At 51.7% G+C, this 15,396-nt stretch carries 13 protein-coding genes; 8 read left to right on the forward strand and 5 right to left on the reverse strand.

All coding sequences use genetic code 11. The annotated features are described in order from the left end of the window. Positions 1 to 290 precede the first annotated feature (290 nt). Together RIC19_RS00715 and RIC19_RS00720 are read left to right on the forward strand one after the other, a co-directional pair. The gene (locus tag RIC19_RS00715; RefSeq protein WP_350175802.1) at positions 291 to 1,367 is read left to right on the forward strand and encodes a 2Fe-2S iron-sulfur cluster-binding protein; all 1,077 of its coding nucleotides are present in this window, start codon (positions 291 to 293) and stop codon (positions 1,365 to 1,367) included. A gap of 35 nt (positions 1,368 to 1,402) precedes the next feature. Then, positions 1,403 to 2,260, forward strand: coding sequence for a zinc ribbon domain-containing protein (locus RIC19_RS00720; protein WP_350175804.1), 858 nt, complete (start codon positions 1,403 to 1,405; stop codon positions 2,258 to 2,260). Here RIC19_RS00720 and RIC19_RS00725 read toward each other — a convergent pair. Beyond that, on the reverse strand, positions 2,241 to 2,978 hold the full coding sequence (locus RIC19_RS00725; protein ID WP_350175806.1) for a hypothetical protein: 738 nt from the start codon (positions 2,976 to 2,978) through the stop codon (positions 2,241 to 2,243). The genes RIC19_RS00720 and RIC19_RS00725 overlap by 20 nt on opposite strands. Before the next feature lie 135 nt (positions 2,979 to 3,113). On the opposite strand from RIC19_RS00725, the gene RIC19_RS00730 reads away from it, so the two are divergent. The 3 genes from RIC19_RS00730 (at position 3,114) to RIC19_RS00740 (ending at position 5,417) form a co-directional block, all read left to right on the forward strand. Beyond that, complete coding sequence (locus tag RIC19_RS00730) at positions 3,114 to 3,269, forward strand: DUF2256 domain-containing protein (protein WP_350175808.1); 156 nt, start codon at positions 3,114 to 3,116, stop codon at positions 3,267 to 3,269. Between the two features lie 89 nt (positions 3,270 to 3,358). Next, a complete protein-coding gene (locus RIC19_RS00735; protein ID WP_350175810.1) occupies positions 3,359 to 4,003 on the forward strand; it encodes a cytochrome c oxidase subunit 3 in 645 nt (214 codons plus the stop codon). 55 nt (positions 4,004 to 4,058) lie between these two features. Next, positions 4,059 to 5,417 (forward strand): DUF4403 family protein, encoded by a 1,359-nt coding sequence (locus tag RIC19_RS00740; protein ID WP_350175812.1) that lies wholly within the window; start codon positions 4,059 to 4,061, stop codon positions 5,415 to 5,417. Here the strand turns inward: RIC19_RS00740 and RIC19_RS00745 are convergent, their stop codons facing one another. Next, complete coding sequence (locus RIC19_RS00745) at positions 5,418 to 5,789, reverse strand: hypothetical protein (protein WP_350175814.1); 372 nt, start codon at positions 5,787 to 5,789, stop codon at positions 5,418 to 5,420. It lies immediately after the preceding gene. A 215-nt stretch (positions 5,790 to 6,004) separates the two neighbouring features. Here RIC19_RS00745 and trpS point away from each other — a divergent pair, with 215 nt between their 5' ends. The 3 genes from trpS (at position 6,005) to metK (ending at position 9,009) form a co-directional block, all read left to right on the forward strand. Further along, entirely contained in the window at positions 6,005 to 7,018 is a 1,014-nt protein-coding gene (trpS, locus tag RIC19_RS00750; RefSeq protein WP_350175816.1) for a tryptophan--tRNA ligase, read from the forward strand. A 9-nt stretch (positions 7,019 to 7,027) separates the two neighbouring features. Further along, positions 7,028 to 7,648, forward strand: coding sequence for a fumarylacetoacetate hydrolase family protein (locus tag RIC19_RS00755; protein WP_350175818.1), 621 nt, complete (start codon positions 7,028 to 7,030; stop codon positions 7,646 to 7,648). Between the two features lie 107 nt (positions 7,649 to 7,755). After that, positions 7,756 to 9,009, forward strand: a complete 1,254-nt coding sequence (gene metK / locus RIC19_RS00760; RefSeq protein WP_350175820.1) for a methionine adenosyltransferase — start codon at positions 7,756 to 7,758, stop codon at positions 9,007 to 9,009. Positions 9,010 to 9,070: 61 nt separating this feature from the next. Here the strand turns inward: metK and RIC19_RS00765 are convergent, their stop codons facing one another. From RIC19_RS00765 to RIC19_RS00775, 3 genes are all read right to left on the reverse strand, one after another. Continuing rightward, positions 9,071 to 10,210: an ATP-binding protein gene (locus RIC19_RS00765; protein WP_350175822.1), complete on the reverse strand. Its 1,140-nt coding sequence runs from the start codon at positions 10,208 to 10,210 to the stop codon at positions 9,071 to 9,073. A gap of 397 nt (positions 10,211 to 10,607) precedes the next feature. Further along, a complete protein-coding gene (locus RIC19_RS00770) occupies positions 10,608 to 11,201 on the reverse strand; it encodes an SdrD B-like domain-containing protein (protein WP_350175824.1) in 594 nt (197 codons plus the stop codon). A gap of 74 nt (positions 11,202 to 11,275) precedes the next feature. Next, on the reverse strand, positions 11,276 to 15,037 hold the full coding sequence (locus RIC19_RS00775; protein WP_350175826.1) for a T9SS type A sorting domain-containing protein: 3,762 nt from the start codon (positions 15,035 to 15,037) through the stop codon (positions 11,276 to 11,278). Positions 15,038 to 15,396 lie beyond the last annotated feature (359 nt).

Here is a 15,396-nt window from a genome sequence, read left to right on the forward strand (position 1 = left end):
GGCCTGCAAACTACACTTTTTTGGTTATACTTCGTCCCGAAAATCCTCATTTAGCTCAGGCTAAACTCCGGTTTTCGCGCCTCGTCTAACCAAAAAATTGTTAGTTTTCGACTAGAAGACAAAAGTCCCAACACGCTCTAAGAGTATGTCTGTTGCCCCGCAGAACCCTGAGCCAGGAGCACCAATCGCTGATTTTACCGGTGAAGTGCCTTCAAACATACTCGAAGTGTTGTATGTTCGCTGTGGTAAATCAACAAAGTTGGCCGCGTAAAACAGAACCCGCTAAAAGAATGATGGATCAGGAATTATTGACCCTTCAGGTTGCCCGTATCGACCGTCCGGTGATGGACAGCGCCCATATAATTTTTGAGATCAAAGGGCAGCCGGTGCCGGATTATCAGGCGGGGCAGTTCCTCACCCTGCTCTTTCCGGAGCTGGGGCCGGGGCCGGTCCGCCGCTCCTATTCTTTGGCCTCAGCGCCCGGTGTGGATGCCCAATTGTCCATTTGCGTCAAACGCACCGTCAATGGGCAGGCTTCTGCCTATCTGACCAAGCGCCTGCAAGTTGGGGATGTCCTGCAGGCGCTACCCCCCGCCGGGCAGTTTGTATTGCCGGAAGGCCCCAAACCTTTACTGTTGATTGCCGGGGGCAGTGGTTTTGTGCCCATGTTTTCCCTTCTGAAAGCCGCCCTGAACAGCGCCGCCCCCACTTCGATCCAACTCTTGCTCGCCAACCGCAATGCCCGCTCAGTCTTATTCCGCGAAGAACTGAAGCAGCTGGAAAGCGCGCACCCGGACCGCCTCAGGGTATTGCATTTGCTGAGCCAGCCAACCGAAGACTGCGAGGCCGCTTTAGCTGCAACTGCGCATACCGACATAAAGCAGGGGCGTTTGAGCAATGCCTGGCTGGAGTTTTGGGCAGCACAGGCGCTTGGCCCTGCATTGGCAGATGCCCACGCCTACATCTGTGGCCCTCCGGGACTGATGCTAAAAGCAGCCATGACCCTCCGCTTTCTCGGTTTTGGAGCCGGACGATTACACCAGGAAGATTTTATTATCCACAGCCCTTTCCGGCCGAAAGCCGATCAACTGCCGCTGGCTACGGTAGAACTCCGGTACAAAGGGCAGACGTTGTCGTTTCCGGTGAAGCCGGGGCAGACTTTGCTGGAAGGCGCACTGTTGGCGGGTATCGAACTGCCCTACAGCTGCCGGAGCGGGAGTTGCACCACCTGCTCGGCTCAGCTTACTGCGGGCCGGGTGGAGATGTACACCCACAACAGCCGGGTAGACAGCGAGGCCACCAACGGGCACATCTTTACCTGTGTGGCCTATCCCGTGACACCGCAGGTGCAGCTCACGGTCAGATAAGTTTGTTAACTTTGAGCTAAATAACCTTTGGTCTGTTGAAGTGTGTAAACTGCCATACCGAACTGCCTGATCATGCCCGTTTCTGCCTGCAATGTGGCGCACCACAGCCGGAAGAACCCTCAGCACCTGAACAGGAAATACATCCCCTGATTGATTTGCAGGGCAATGTGAGCAAACAGCTCACAGCGGAATTCTTCCGGCTGTTGAACCGTAAAATTGCGGAGGAACAGCCCGGAGCAGAGGAACAGGCGTATACGGAACTGCTCTATGAATCGGGCTTCCGGGACCTGCTGCACCGCCGGGAGGCTCAGTTGGCTGATGAACTCCGCTACCTGCAGGAGCAAGGTACACCGGTAGACCGGCAAAATGCCAGGGTGGAAAACCACCTGGAAGAGCTGACCGATTACTTTCTCATCCACTACGCACAGGAACTCAACCCCATTCCACTGCCGCAGGAGATGCTCCGGCATCAGGGGCCCGGCGCTGAAGACCATCCCCTGGAAGCACTCATTTTTGATTACCTCGATTTTGCCGGCGAGCCTGATGAAACGGTGTACACCGATTTTATAAAAATGCCGGTTCAGAAACTCCGAAACGCCGGGCAGTTCTTCCTTCAGCCCGAACGCCGGGACGAGCGCATCTTTTTCATTTGCGATCAGAGCCTGCTGGGGTCCTGTAAGGAAGGCTTCGCAATGACGGAGCGCGGGCTCTACTGGAAAGCGCAGTTGCAAACGCCTCAGCATATCCTCTACGAACACCTCAGGGAGGTGAAACGCGAAAAAGACTGGCTCCTCATTGACGGGGCGTTTTTCAATATCAACCTCCGTTTTAACATCAAGATGCTAAAGCTTCTTAAACGGCTGCAGCAGCGTTTCAGAGCCGGTAAAAAATAGCCAGGTCATTGATCGGGCGGTTGTCAAAGAGGTTGAATTCACTGATGTCACTATCAAAACGGTCTCCATTTTCAGTCACGTAGCTGGTCGTGCCGGTATGATAAATGATAGGCAGGCCAAACTCTATACTGAAGGACAACCGGCTGGTGAGGGGTATATTGGTACCAACAAACGGAGTTAACCCCACCAATACATGGCTGTGGTTGGCAGTGCTCAGGATTTGAGTATAACCGCCCGGCATCTGGTCTTGCGGGCGACTGTTTATGTAGGTGATCCGTTCTGTAAAGAGTACACCGGCCTGCGCATCCGCACCAAAGTAAACGGGCAGTTTTTTGCTGAAACGGTAGGTAGACAAACCTGCGCTGAACAATAGGTTGGTACGGGGCAGTAAGTCGTTTTGGTGGTACCTTGGGTCTTCCGGCGTACTGCCCGGGAGCAACTGGCCCGGATAAGGGGTGAAGCCTTCAAAGTAATCTTTGTTGTTGACTTCCACCTTGATCCGCAGGTCGCCGCCGGGCCGGTGTTCCCGGTACAGAGCTTCGATCTGATAGTAGCCAAGGTTTCCACCACCGCCAGCAATGATCGCCGGGAGCAGGTCGGCTCCGAGCTGTGTATAATAAGGGCCAAAAGCCGCGGGCGTGGGCAGGGTGTCTTTAGGGGGTTGAGCAGAGAGCTGCACTGCTAGCACAGTGCACATTAACGAAAGAAAAATGCGCATGATTTTGGGAGATTAATTTGTGCTAAAACGACAAAAGCAAAAGGATAAGGTGCCGGTCCTGATTTTAACATTTTAAGACAGGGGTTTCAGCTTGAAAACAAAAACCGCTAATTGCCGTTTCCTTCAAAAACTGGTATGCCGAAGCAACGTAAAAAGGGCGATCTGCCTACCAAAGCCTGCTTGCATTGCGGCCGGCCTTTCACCTGGCGGAAAAAATGGGAAAAAGTATGGGACGAAGTGAAGTACTGTAGCGAACGTTGCCGCCGGGAAGCGAAACGGGGCCGTAATTAGACCTGATGCGTCGGGCAGGAAAACTGGCGATGATTCCCAATAAGCTCTAACAGATGATTTATCAACGCAGTGTGCAATAAGCCAAAGAAATGTCAACAAATCCACAACGACAGCAGAGAGACCCCGCAGAAGAAGGGTACAACGAGTACAACAACTTTGCATTCCACCCCTTTAATGTGCTGCTGGTACTTTCCCTGCTGGGCATCACGGCCATGTTTCTGGCCTTTACGGCAGCATTTGTCTATACCCGCGTACAAAGTAACCTTCCGCCCATCCGGCTCCCCAATATCTTTATCTTCAATACGCTCGTCCTGCTGGCCAGCAGTGGCGCAATGGTCTGGGCCAAGCGGTGCTATAAAGCTGATGATACCGAAAACTACCAGCGTGCGCTCATTGCGACCATGGCTATCTCCTTGGTTTTTATGATCCTGCAGGCGGTAGGGTGGTATCAGCTGTTCAGCAATCAGATTTACATCCACAGCGACAACTCTGCGGGCTATTTGTACGTGATTTCCGCCTTGCACTTTGCCCACGTTATTGCCGGCTTGCCCTTTCTGGGGCTATTCTTATGGACGGCCCGCAAGCGCATGAAAGAGCCGGTCAGCGTGTTGGTGTACTTCTCAGACCCGGAAAAGCGCCTGAAGCTCCGACTGCTGACCATCTACTGGCATTTTCTGGATGGGCTGTGGATTTACCTGGTGCTCTTTTTTTACCTCAATTATTTACTGCGGTAATCTTTTTTAGTACGGTGGCTTTCTGCTACTTTCGGGAAAAGAACCAACCTCCAACATGAAATACCTTTTGCCCCTTTTGGCACTGCTGATGCTGCTGATCAGCAGTTGCAAAGTAACGAAGCCCGTTCGCCCCATGGAAGAATACGAAGAACTTTACCGGGAGCAAGTTTCCATCATCAATATCCCCATCGATGTGCCGGTGCGGGACCTGGAAGCTGTGCTCAACAAGCAATTGAGCGGTATCCTGTACGAAGACAACAACCTGCGGGACGGCGATAAAATGATGGTAAGGGCGACCAAGCAGGATGATATACGGCTGGGGCTGGATTCCCAGGCCATTACTTACCGTATTCCGCTTGACCTTTGGATCAAATACGATCTGGGCATCAGCACCGTGGAGGCCAACGGGCAGATCGCAGTGGATTTCAAAACCGAGTTTGGGGTCAATTCCGATTGGAGCATCAACACCGTGACCATACTTGAAGGCCACGAATGGAATAAAAAGCCCCGGGTCAAAATGGGCTTTGTGGATTTGCCGGTAGGGTTTATTGCTGATATCGTTTTGCGCAACAGTACCGCTCAGATTTCAAGAGCCATCGACAACCTGGTGCGCGAGCAGTTTGACCTGCGCAAAACGGTGGAGGAAGCCTGGCGCGAAATGTTTCAGCCCGCTCTGGTCTCTGAGGCTTACAACACCTGGCTGACGGTGAACCCACAGTATATTGGTATGAGCCCCATCAATACGGAGAGCGGGCGCATTGCCACCACCATCTATGTGGAAGGCAAGCCATCGGTAAGGATCGGGGAGCGGCCCGACCCTAAATATGTACAGCCTTTGCCGCCTTTACGTATCAGCCCGGTGAAAGCAGAAGACTTCACCCTGCACATCAATGCGGAGATTGCTTACAACGAAGCCGAACGCCTCGCCAAACAGCAACTGCTTGGCGAAACCTTCTCCTACGGCCGCCGGTCTGTGAAGATTGAAGACCTGGAATTTTTTGGGAAGGGGAGTAATATCGTGATTAATACCACCCTCAGCGGCACCTACAACGGTAGTATTTACCTGGTTGGCCGCCCGGTGTACAATCCCAGGAAAAATACAATTGATATTGAAGACCTGGAGTATACGCTGGATACCAAAAACTACCTCTTCCGGTCTGCGGGCTGGCTGATGAAAAGTACCATCAAAAATAAAATTGCCGAGAACCTGAATTTCCTGCTCGACTACAATATGAAGGACATGCAGCAGCAGTTTCAGGAGCAGCTGCAGGAGTACGAGCTGGCTACCGGATTGGTGCTAAATGGCAACCTGGAGGCGATAGATCTGCGCAATGCCTATCTGACAGTAGATGGCATGGTGGTCGACCTGGCCCTGAAAGGCAACGTTAACGTGCGGGTGCAGGGACTGAATTGATCACTGCCTTACCATCGTCAGTTGCCGCTCCTTATCGCCGTCCATCATTTTGAGCTGTAGGGTATCACTGGCAAGCTGTAGTATCTCGACCGCCTTTTCGGTGCTGGCCTGATTGAGGGTATCGCGGGTAAAAAGGTAGGCCCCATCAACAGAGTAGCTGCCGGCTTCCCGGTAGTTGAGGGTACTCTCATAGGTGTACCGGTCTTCAGAGGTGAAGCTGAGCTGTATCTGACTGGGGTCAACGGCAAGGGGCGTACCTTCTTCCGTTATGGCAATAGCCTGCCATTGGCCTTTGAGATTCTCTGCCTGATAGCCGGATTGGCAGGCGGTCAGGAGAGTGAGCAGCGCAAAAACAACAATCAGCATTCTCATTCGTACAGGTATTGTTTGAATCCACGGCAAAAGTACAAACTATGGCTGGCCTGCCCAACTTGGATTTTCTGACACCGGCCTCACAAAAGCGACTTTAAAAAAAGCCAGGTCGGGCTGTCCTGTCCGGCAAATGCCAGTCTGCTGCGGGAATTACTGGTTTTTATTGCCTCAAAACAAACGGAACAAGTATATTCGCGCTGTTCAAAAAAATGACCATGGAGCAACGCAAACAAGTCCTTTCTGCTATTCAGCCCACCGGGCAAATGCACTTTGGCAACTACTTTGGGGCAGTGAAGAACTGGGTCGCCCTGCAGGAAAAGTACGATTGCATCTACGGGGTGGTCGATTACCATGCCATGACGATGCCCTACCATCCGAAAAAACTTCGGGAAAATACCTGGGAATTGCTCTTTAACCTGATGGCGGTTGGCGTTAAGCCGGAGTCTCTGTTTATTCAGTCCCTGGTGCCGGAGCATACAGAGTTATGCTGGATTTTCAATTGCTTCGCCTCCTACGGTCAGCTGACCCGTATGACGCAGTTCAAGGACAAAAGCGCACAGGTGCAGGAAACCGCCACTGATAGCTTCATCTCGGCGGGCCTGTTGGACTATCCGGTGCTACAGGCAGCCGATATCCTCATCTACCGGGCCGACTACGTGCCCGTAGGCAAAGATCAGGAGCAGCATCTGGAGCTGACCCGTAACATCGCGCAGCGCTTCAACAATCAGATGGGCAAGGAATTCTTCGTCCTGCCGGAGCCCCTTTACACGGAAGTGCCCAAAGTGCGCTCTACCGCAGACCCCACCCGTAAGATGAGCAAAAGCGCAGGCGAAAAACACTACATTGATGTGTTTGGGGACGAAAACCGCATCCGTAAGCAGATCCGCTCAGCTGTGACCGATACCGGTGATACCCCTTCCGGGGAAATGAGCCCGGGCGTGGATAACCTCTTTACCCTGCTCAAAGCCGCCGAGTCGCTGGAAGCATACGAAAGCCTCATGAAAGACTACGAAGCCGGTGCCTTAAAGTATGTGGAACTGAAGGACGCCGTAGCCGATGCCTTAGTGGGGCTGAGCACGGACTTCAAAGCCCGCAAGGAAGCCCTGAAGGCCGATAAAAAGGAGATCAAGAATCAGATTAAGGCGTCTTCTGCTGAAATCCGAAAAAAAGCACAGGAGACCGTCCGTGCTGTAAAGGACCTGGCGGGACTGGCCAATGTGAAGTTTTAAACCTCAACTATGAAGATCATCTGCATCGGTCGCAACTACGCCGAACATGCCAGGGAACTCAATAACCCTGTACCGGGGAGCCCGGTGGTGTTCATGAAGCCACCTTCTGCCTTGTTGGTGAACAACAAGCCATTTTACTACCCGGAGTTCACGAAAGATTTGCACCACGAGGTGGAAGTTGTGCTGAAAATCGGCAAAAATGGCCGGCATGTGCAGCCGGAGTTTGCTGCAGACTACTACCCGGAAATTGGGCTGGGCATTGACTTTACCGCCCGCGATGTGCAGCAGCGCCTCAAGGACAAAGGCCACCCCTGGGAAATTGCCAAGGGCTTCGATGGCTCCGCTGTTATCAGCGACTTTGTCTCTATAGAGGAGTGCAACCGGGGCGCGATCGAATTTGAATTGAAGAAGAACGGGGAGACCGTACAGCATGGCAATACCAAAGACCTGCTGTTCTCGTTTGATGATATCATCGTGTATGTCTCTCAGTTCTTCAAGTTGCAGATGGGCGACCTGATTTACACGGGTACACCGGCGGGCGTAGGCCCGGTACAGGTTGGCGATCGGCTGGAAGGCTTCCTGCACACCAAGACCGCAGTCAAGTCTATGTTTCAATGCGAAATCAGGTAGGGGCTGAACAAGTTCTGAAAAACAGCAAGATTTTGCCGTTTATTCCTATTTTTGCAGCGATTTTACCGGGCCGTTACCCGTCTTTAAATCCGAAATAAACCGAATTTATGCCATACTTATTCACCTCTGAGTCCGTTTCCGAAGGGCACCCTGATAAAATTGCTGATCAGATTAGCGATGCCCTCGTTGATCATTTCATTGCCTTTGACCCTTCCTCTAAGGTTGCTTGTGAAACCCTGGTCACGACCGGGCAGGTCGTCCTGGCTGGCGAGGTCAAGTCGGATGTTTACCTGGATGTGCAGCAAATTGCCCGCGACGTGATTGAGCGTATCGGCTACACTAAGTCGGAGTACATGTTTGAAGCCCACTCCTGTGGCGTACTTTCGGCTATTCACGAGCAATCACCTGACATCAATCAGGGGGTGGAGCGCGCGAGCCCGGAAGAACAGGGCGCCGGCGATCAGGGCATGATGTTCGGTTATGCCTCCAATGAAACGGAGAGCTACATGCCGCTGGCCTTGGCCATTTCCCACAAAATTTTGCAGGAACTGGCGGCTATCCGCAAGGGAGGCGAGCAGATGACCTACCTCCGCCCGGACTCCAAGTCGCAGGTGACGATCGAGTATGCAGACGACAACACGCCTCAGCGCATCGATACCATCGTGGTATCCACACAGCACGATGACTTCGATGAGGACGAGCGCATGCTGAATAAAATCCGTGAGGATATCATCAACATCGTTATTCCAAAAGTAAAGGCACAGCTTAAGCCGGAGCTGCAAAAACTGTTTGAAGATAACATCACCTACCACATCAACCCAACCGGCAAGTTCGTCATCGGTGGGCCACACGGCGATGCGGGCCTGACGGGCCGTAAAATTATCGTAGACACCTACGGGGGCAAAGGCGCTCACGGCGGTGGTGCATTCTCTGGCAAGGACCCTTCCAAAGTAGACCGCTCTGCGGCTTACGCTACCCGCCACATCGCGAAGAACCTCGTGGCTGCCGGTGTTTGTGACGAAGTGCTGGTACAGGTTTCTTACGCTATTGGTGTAGCTGCGCCTACCAACATCTACGTCAATACCTACGGTACGGCTAACGTGAAAATGAGTGACGGCGAAATCTCGAAGAAAGTAGAGGAAGTATTCGACATGCGCCCCTACGCGATTGAGCAGCGCCTGAAGCTGCGCACGCCGATCTACTCCGAGTCTGCTGCTTATGGCCACATGGGCCGTACGCCGGAGCAAAAGATGGTGAAGTTCGTCGATGGTGCCGGCCGCGTTAAGGAGATGCAGGTGGAGACCTTCACCTGGGAGAAACTCGACTACGTGGATAAGGTGAAAGCGGCATTTGGGCTGTAGGGCTTTGCCTAATCATGATATTACAGCCCCGGTTTGTTGCGACAGGCCGGGGCTGTATAGTTCAGAGCAGAAGCCAATTCTGGTAATTATCGGGGTTGATCACCTGATATTTTGCATCTGGGTAGGCGTTCTTCCATCCCCCGGGCGCCTTGGGTTTTTTTCGGGGATTCCACTTGAATTCGTAGCCATAGAGTGCTCCGCCCCGGTCTTCTATCCAGTCGATTTCCTGCTGATCGTAAGTTCTCCAGAAATAGTTGTAGACCAGTATGTCGTTGTAGTGCTGATACTTTATGCGCTCTGCAATCATATAGTTTTCCCACAAAATGCCCATGTCGCTCCGCATATTTACGGGGTTAAGGTTGCCGGCCAGGATATTCCTTATGCCATTATCGAGAAAGTAATACCGGTGACTTTTATTGACTTCCTTTCTCAAATTCCTGCTGAAACCGCCCGTTTTGTAGAGAATGAACACTTTAGTAAGCAAATCAAGGTACTTTTCCACGGTGTTTCTGCTGATTTGAAGCGAATTAGATAGTTCCGGTATACTTACCTCCCCACCAACCTGAAAGGCAACTAACCTGAGCAAGTCAATGATTTTATCACTGTTCCTGATGGTTTCGAAAGTCAGAATGTCTTTGAGTAGGTAGGAGTTGAGCAGCTCACGCAGATATAAATGTTTCTCTTTGACGGTATCCAATTGCAGTATTTCGGGGTAATTGCCATAAATCAAGCGCTGATATAAACCATCTTTGCGCTCCCTGATACTTTCTTTTTTTGCAATTTCTCCTTCCGATATGCCGAATAGCTTGAAAGTCATCTTCCGGCCGGTCAAAGGCTCTCCGGTATAATTTTCTACATCAAAAGCAGATGATCCGGTAATGAGCACTTTCAATCCTTTAATTTCGTCTATCATCAGCTTTAGGGCATTACCGACATCAGGTATCTTTTGAGCTTCATCAATCACGAGAAACTTCTTGCCATCCAGGATTTGAGATAGCGCTTTGACGCTCCTCCTTGTAAATAGTTCCTTGGCAGCAATGTCTTCCCCATTGAGCAATACATAAGGCTCAGTGGATTCTGATAATATCTTTTGGATTAATACCGTTTTCCCCACCCGGCGTGGGCCCAGAAGCACCACCACCTTGTTGGGCCGCAGGTATTCTTTTATCTGTATTTCAGTAAATCTTGGAATGAAGTCCATGATTGTTTTGAATAAATTAACGTTAGTTTATTCAGTTAGTTGAACGAGTTAACATTAATTCGTTCAATTTAATAGTTGTCCGATCTTGGATTACAACAAAAATAGTCGAGCATTACCGGTAAATTCCTAAAAAAAACAAGGGCAAGCCACACATTTCAGTGTTAGCCTGCCCCTTTGGGGTACATGGGATTATAAGAGCCTGTTGGGATTTTGGTCTTCTAGGCGAGAACTTACAGTTTTTTGTTTATACAAGGCACTAAAACCGGAGTTTAGCCTGAGTCCCGCTTTTTAAGCCTAAAAAGCGGGAAGGATTTTCGGAACGAAGTATAAGCGAAAAAGTGTTGTTCGTAGCCCGATTACTAAAGTCCAAACAGGCTCTAAAATAGGGTAGAGGCCCTTATGGGTTAAGGTGGCCAGTTTTCACCTGGAAAAAGTCAAACGATGATAGGTCTGTTTCCAACAGTAAGGTGTTGCTGCCAAAGTTGATACCAGCAAGTGGATTACCTGGATTGATAAAACTAGTGTTTGTGCGCAGGTACCGGACCGATGGACTGTTTTGGAAGCTGGCATCAATGCCCAGAATCAACCGGCGCATAAGCACCAGGTCCAGTGTGGTGATGCTGCCGCTATTGTTGACATCGCCGGCAACGTAAACAAACGGCGATTCAGGTAGCTGTATCCCAAGGATAATACGTGCGGCAATCACCACATCCAAGGTGGAAACGCCCTGCAGGTAGTTGACCTCCTGATTGTCCTGAGGCACGACTGTATATTCCTGCCCTGTCATAAGGCCGTCAAAGGCGTACGCGCCCTGAGTATCTGTAGTACCCACAGCGATGAGCTCCTCATTCCAGTCAAGGAGATGGACTACAATACCGATTACCGGGGTCTCATTCAGTCGGGTGATTTGGCCGCTGAGCATTGCTGTCTGGGCGTAAAAGGTAGTCGAGAGCAGGCATAGCGCTGCCAGGGTTATGATGGTCTTTTTCATAATAGTTGGGTTTTGAAAGGGGCTGCCCGCCCGTAAGCAGGCAGCACCACTAATTCATCGAAAGGAAATTAATATTAACGCGCAATCATGATGCGATGGGTGGTAGCCCCCTCGCTGGTCCACACCTGAAGCAGGTACAAGCCTTCCGGCAAATACTGCAGGTTGACCTCAGACTGTCCGCCCTGGATTTGCTGTACGGTACGGCCATCAGTTGCCATCAGGCGGGCGCTTTCCAGTTGTGCACCCTCCACCAGGATTCTGATCTGATCACTGGCTGGATTAGGGAATGCACGTACATTAAACGCCTGAGCGGTTTCCGGCACATTCACCAGCCCATCCTTGACCACTCCTGAAGTAGTCAGCCCTTCCAGCTGGAAGTCCATCTCCGCAGCATTGATCAGCCGTATATTCTCAATGTCAAAGTCGAGTGGATAGTCATTGCCCCGCATGAAAATGACGTCCTGAATGGTAATGTGCAGTTGGCCAATGGCGCCGCTGCCTTCTGCATTGAGGCCATTGGTACGGGTCAGGGCTACATCAATGCGGCTGTCGTCGTAGCGGTCTTTGGACAGCCCGATCAGGTCTTCGTTGGTATTGCCAAGCCAGGATTCCAGGAAGGAAGCGGAAGCGCTGCCCGGCGCTACCGCGGAAGTGTCGTACACGATGGTGAATGCCAGTCCGTAGACTTCGGGTACGGTCGTGCCGGGTTCTCCGAGCATGATGTTGAAGGTAGCCGGCACGCCCAGGACCACCGTGTCCGGTTCGATGTAGATGACGCCCGCCATGCTTCGGTTTTCCTCTTCCGGCAGGAAGTTCACTTCTTCGCCCCAGTTGTTCACCAGCGCCAGGGTGTCTGCCGCATCAATGAAGCCGTCACCATTGGTATCCAGGTGCTTGTAGTTGACGTTGGAGTTTGGGGTCGCGTTTTGCCAGCCCGGTGCTACCTGCGCTTCCCATACAATTGTTGCATCTGTCCGCTCTGGCCCGGCTGTGCCAAAACCAAGGCCAATATTGAGCAGGTCGAAGTGGGTCACCAGGCCATCCACATCGGTATCGCCGGGCCAGACTTCGGGCTGCAGCACATCCACGGTGCCGTTTTGGAGGACAACGGGAAGGATGTTTTCAAGGTCCGTTACTTCAATATTGACCGGGGTGGGGGAGAAGGTCACCGGAGTGGGCCCTTGCAGGGTATCGGCCTGAAGGCAAAGGGTGAATAGCGGTGCACCATCCGGAAGGGTTACGGTGTTGAGGCCAAGGTCGAACCAGGACATGGCAATAATGCCTTCGTCTGTAAGATTAAGGTTGAAGTCTGTTGCCGGACTCAGCCCGGGGAGGTTACCGGCTAATATCAGGGTGTCAAAGCTGAGCCGGTCTTCATCCCAGTTGATGGATAGCTGTACAGTCCCAACATCCGTGAAGTTTTCAACGGTCACGTCAAGGCAAACCACCTCACCAGTGTCCACCATAGCGCTACCGATCTGTAGCGTCACATCATCCGGCCCTCCGGAGCCCTGTATGAAAGCCCCGCCGTTGACCGGTGTGAATTCAATGCCTTCTACATTCTCCAACAGGAAGGGGTGAATGGACGCATTGAAGCTGATTCCGGTGGAGCTGCCCGGATCGCCAGTTGCATCGAAACACAATTCAAAGAGCACATCTCCGTCTTCAACAAAAATGGCATCAGGTGCGGTAGCATTCCAGATAAGGCTCAGTTGCCCGATATCCGAATCGCTGTCATCAATGGTGAAGGTGACCGCATCGCCAAGAACGCCACCTGTAACCCCGGTATAGCTGAGTATCCCTGGCAGCCAAGCCACCCCCGCCTCAAAACTAGTGACTTCAGCTGTACCTGAGACGGTTACCGGTACGCAGAAGTTGGTATTGGTATTCACTATCGCTTCGCCAATCGTCACGGTAGCGGAATTTCCTGAACCGCCGCAATTCGGTGTTATCGGCTCGGGGCTGTAAGCCGTACCTTCTGCATCGGTGATCGTGAGGCTGTAGGCAAGATTATCCGGTACATTTTCTAAAGTTGAAAAGAGAGAGTCCTGCTCCACGAATCCCGTACTCCATTCAAACGTGTAGGGCTGTACCCCACCACTCCATACGGCACAGGATATGGAAGCCAAAAAAGAACCATCCGGGAATCCGGTGCAACTGATGGAATGGCCGGTCAGGAATTCACCCGTAACCGTGCAACTGCCATCCTCAAAAGTTGCCGCGACCTCAGTTCCACTTTCCAGGTAACCGGGAAGGATGCTATCATCAAATGCAATGTCGGTTTGGCTGCCTTCTGGGCCTACGGCATCGAAGCAGATTTCAAAGAGAGTGGCATCTTCCTGTATAGGCAGGCCTTCCGGGATGTCGATGTCCCACTGCACGGTCAGTTGTCCGTTGCCGGTTTGAGAAAGGTCAAGCCCATCGTCGAGCAGGGCGGTCAGGGCCCCTTCATTGACACCTGTAAAGGACAAGACATCGGTCGACCAGGTCAGTGCAAGGTCCAGCCGGGTGATGGGTGGCACATCGCTTGCTTTGACCGGTATGCAGATGGAGCCGCCTTCTGCTACCATTTCATGGGGAACGTAAATGGTGGGGTCGCCCCCCGTGCCCGGGCAATCAGGTGTGATGGGGCCAGAGGTTGTGGTACACCCATTTGCATCGGTAATGGTAACGCTGTATGGCTGATCCGGGCTTACGCCAGCCAGGGTACTTGCTAAATCACTTGTGGTTTCTGTGAAGCCTGTACTCCACTCGAAGGTGTATGGTGTTTGTCCGTCCGACCAAACCACACAGGTAACATCAGTAACGGCGCTCCCATCTGGTATGATCGTACATGCGTAGGTCAAACTCGTTTGCAAGCTTTCCTCTTCAAGTACTATCCCCATTTCAAAGGTGCAACCGGTATTAGAATCGGTTACGGTGAGGGCGTAGTCTCCTGCCATCAGATTAGAAATGCTGTGAGCGTCCGTCTGCCCGGTACTCCAAATGAAATCATAAGCTCCGGAGCCGCCTGCCACTTGTACCTGAATGGCTCCATCACTGTTGCTACAGGTAGGTGGGGTCAGAATGACATTGCTGACGCTGATGCCGTCCTCGGGGGTTACGTTGAATAAGCCGGAAACCTGATCGCCGTTTGTATCGGATACGATGAGTTCGTACAATCCGGCCGGCGCATTTGTAAGGTTGGCGTCACTGTTAACCATTGCATTCCCCTGCATCCAGGAATAGGTGTAGGGCGGCGTGCCACCAGCTACAACAACTGAAAGGTTACTGCCTGTAGTGCAGTCGCCCAAATCCTGACAGGCACTGACAAACCTGACCGGCTCGGCAAAACCATCTTCTATGGATACTCCGCCTCCCAGCAGGCTGAAGCTGGGCAGTATTTCAGAATTGCCCAATACGATTTCTGTGTTGGTGATATCACTGGTCGAAACGAATTGAAATCCACCATAGCCATCGTCTCCGATGACTTCGAAGCAAAAATCGAATATTGCGGTGCCGTCCATCAAATTCAGACCGGTAAAGTCCGTATTGAACCAGGCAAAAGTAGCTCGGCCTTCCCCAATAAGTTCGCCTTCCAGATTAAAGTCCTCAGGGATTAGCCCAGGCAGGTTAAAATTAGAAATTTCTATAAAGTCAAGTCGGGTGGTGTCCCATTCAAAAGCCGTTTGTACGGCCAGGATGTCTTCAAAGTTGTTCACGCGCACGGACAAACAGACCGTGTCGCCAGGCGTGGCGGTCTGACTGTCGATGAGCAGGTTAAAGCAGTTTTGCTGGGCATTGAGGGCAAAGGTGCTGAGCACAAGCGCGGCTATGCCTAAGATCATTTTTTTCATGGAGATACTAGTTTTGTCTTTTTTCCGCAGGAGTATCCCGCGGGCGTTCCTGGAATTATTACGATACAAATGTAGCGGTACCCTATCCCGGAAAAAAGTACATTATTCTTCAATTATAGATTTTCACAGCTGGTCTTTGAAGTTAAAGTGCTTGTTTTTGTTAGATTAGTGGCAGTAAAATATAGATTTTGAGATGCGGCAATCTAAGTTAATCGATCGTAACTATTTAGGTAGGGCTTCCTGCAGCAGCGTAGCTGCGAAGGAACGACTCGCCCCGCCAGGCGTTGAGCAGCTCGTCATAGGCAGACAAGCCGTGCTTTTTTGCCGTACTGCAAAAGCTTTTGATCCTTGCATAGTGC

This window comes from Phaeodactylibacter sp., from assembly GCF_040219495.1.
In the GTDB taxonomy this organism is placed as follows: domain Bacteria; phylum Bacteroidota; class Bacteroidia; order Chitinophagales; family Saprospiraceae; genus Phaeodactylibacter.

What these genes read in the sequence shown, in the direction of transcription:
- RIC19_RS00775 (WP_350175826.1), bottom strand. Translation starts at nt 15,037, where the DNA reads ATGAAAAAAATGATCTTAGGCATAGCCGCGCTTGTGCTCAGCACCTTT.
- RIC19_RS00765 (WP_350175822.1), bottom strand. Translation starts at nt 10,210, where the DNA reads ATGGACTTCATTCCAAGATTTACTGAAATACAGATAAAAGAATACCTG.
- metK (WP_350175820.1), top strand. Translation starts at nt 7,756, where the DNA reads ATGCCATACTTATTCACCTCTGAGTCCGTTTCCGAAGGGCACCCTGAT.
- RIC19_RS00740 (WP_350175812.1), top strand. Translation starts at nt 4,059, where the DNA reads ATGAAATACCTTTTGCCCCTTTTGGCACTGCTGATGCTGCTGATCAGC.
- trpS (WP_350175816.1), top strand. Translation starts at nt 6,005, where the DNA reads ATGGAGCAACGCAAACAAGTCCTTTCTGCTATTCAGCCCACCGGGCAA.
- RIC19_RS00735 (WP_350175810.1), top strand. Translation starts at nt 3,359, where the DNA reads ATGTCAACAAATCCACAACGACAGCAGAGAGACCCCGCAGAAGAAGGG.
- RIC19_RS00730 (WP_350175808.1), top strand. Translation starts at nt 3,114, where the DNA reads ATGCCGAAGCAACGTAAAAAGGGCGATCTGCCTACCAAAGCCTGCTTG.
- RIC19_RS00715 (WP_350175802.1), top strand. Translation starts at nt 291, where the DNA reads ATGATGGATCAGGAATTATTGACCCTTCAGGTTGCCCGTATCGACCGT.
- RIC19_RS00725 (WP_350175806.1), bottom strand. Translation starts at nt 2,978, where the DNA reads ATGCGCATTTTTCTTTCGTTAATGTGCACTGTGCTAGCAGTGCAGCTC.
- RIC19_RS00755 (WP_350175818.1), top strand. Translation starts at nt 7,028, where the DNA reads ATGAAGATCATCTGCATCGGTCGCAACTACGCCGAACATGCCAGGGAA.
- RIC19_RS00745 (WP_350175814.1), bottom strand. Translation starts at nt 5,789, where the DNA reads ATGAGAATGCTGATTGTTGTTTTTGCGCTGCTCACTCTCCTGACCGCC.
- RIC19_RS00770 (WP_350175824.1), bottom strand. Translation starts at nt 11,201, where the DNA reads ATGAAAAAGACCATCATAACCCTGGCAGCGCTATGCCTGCTCTCGACT.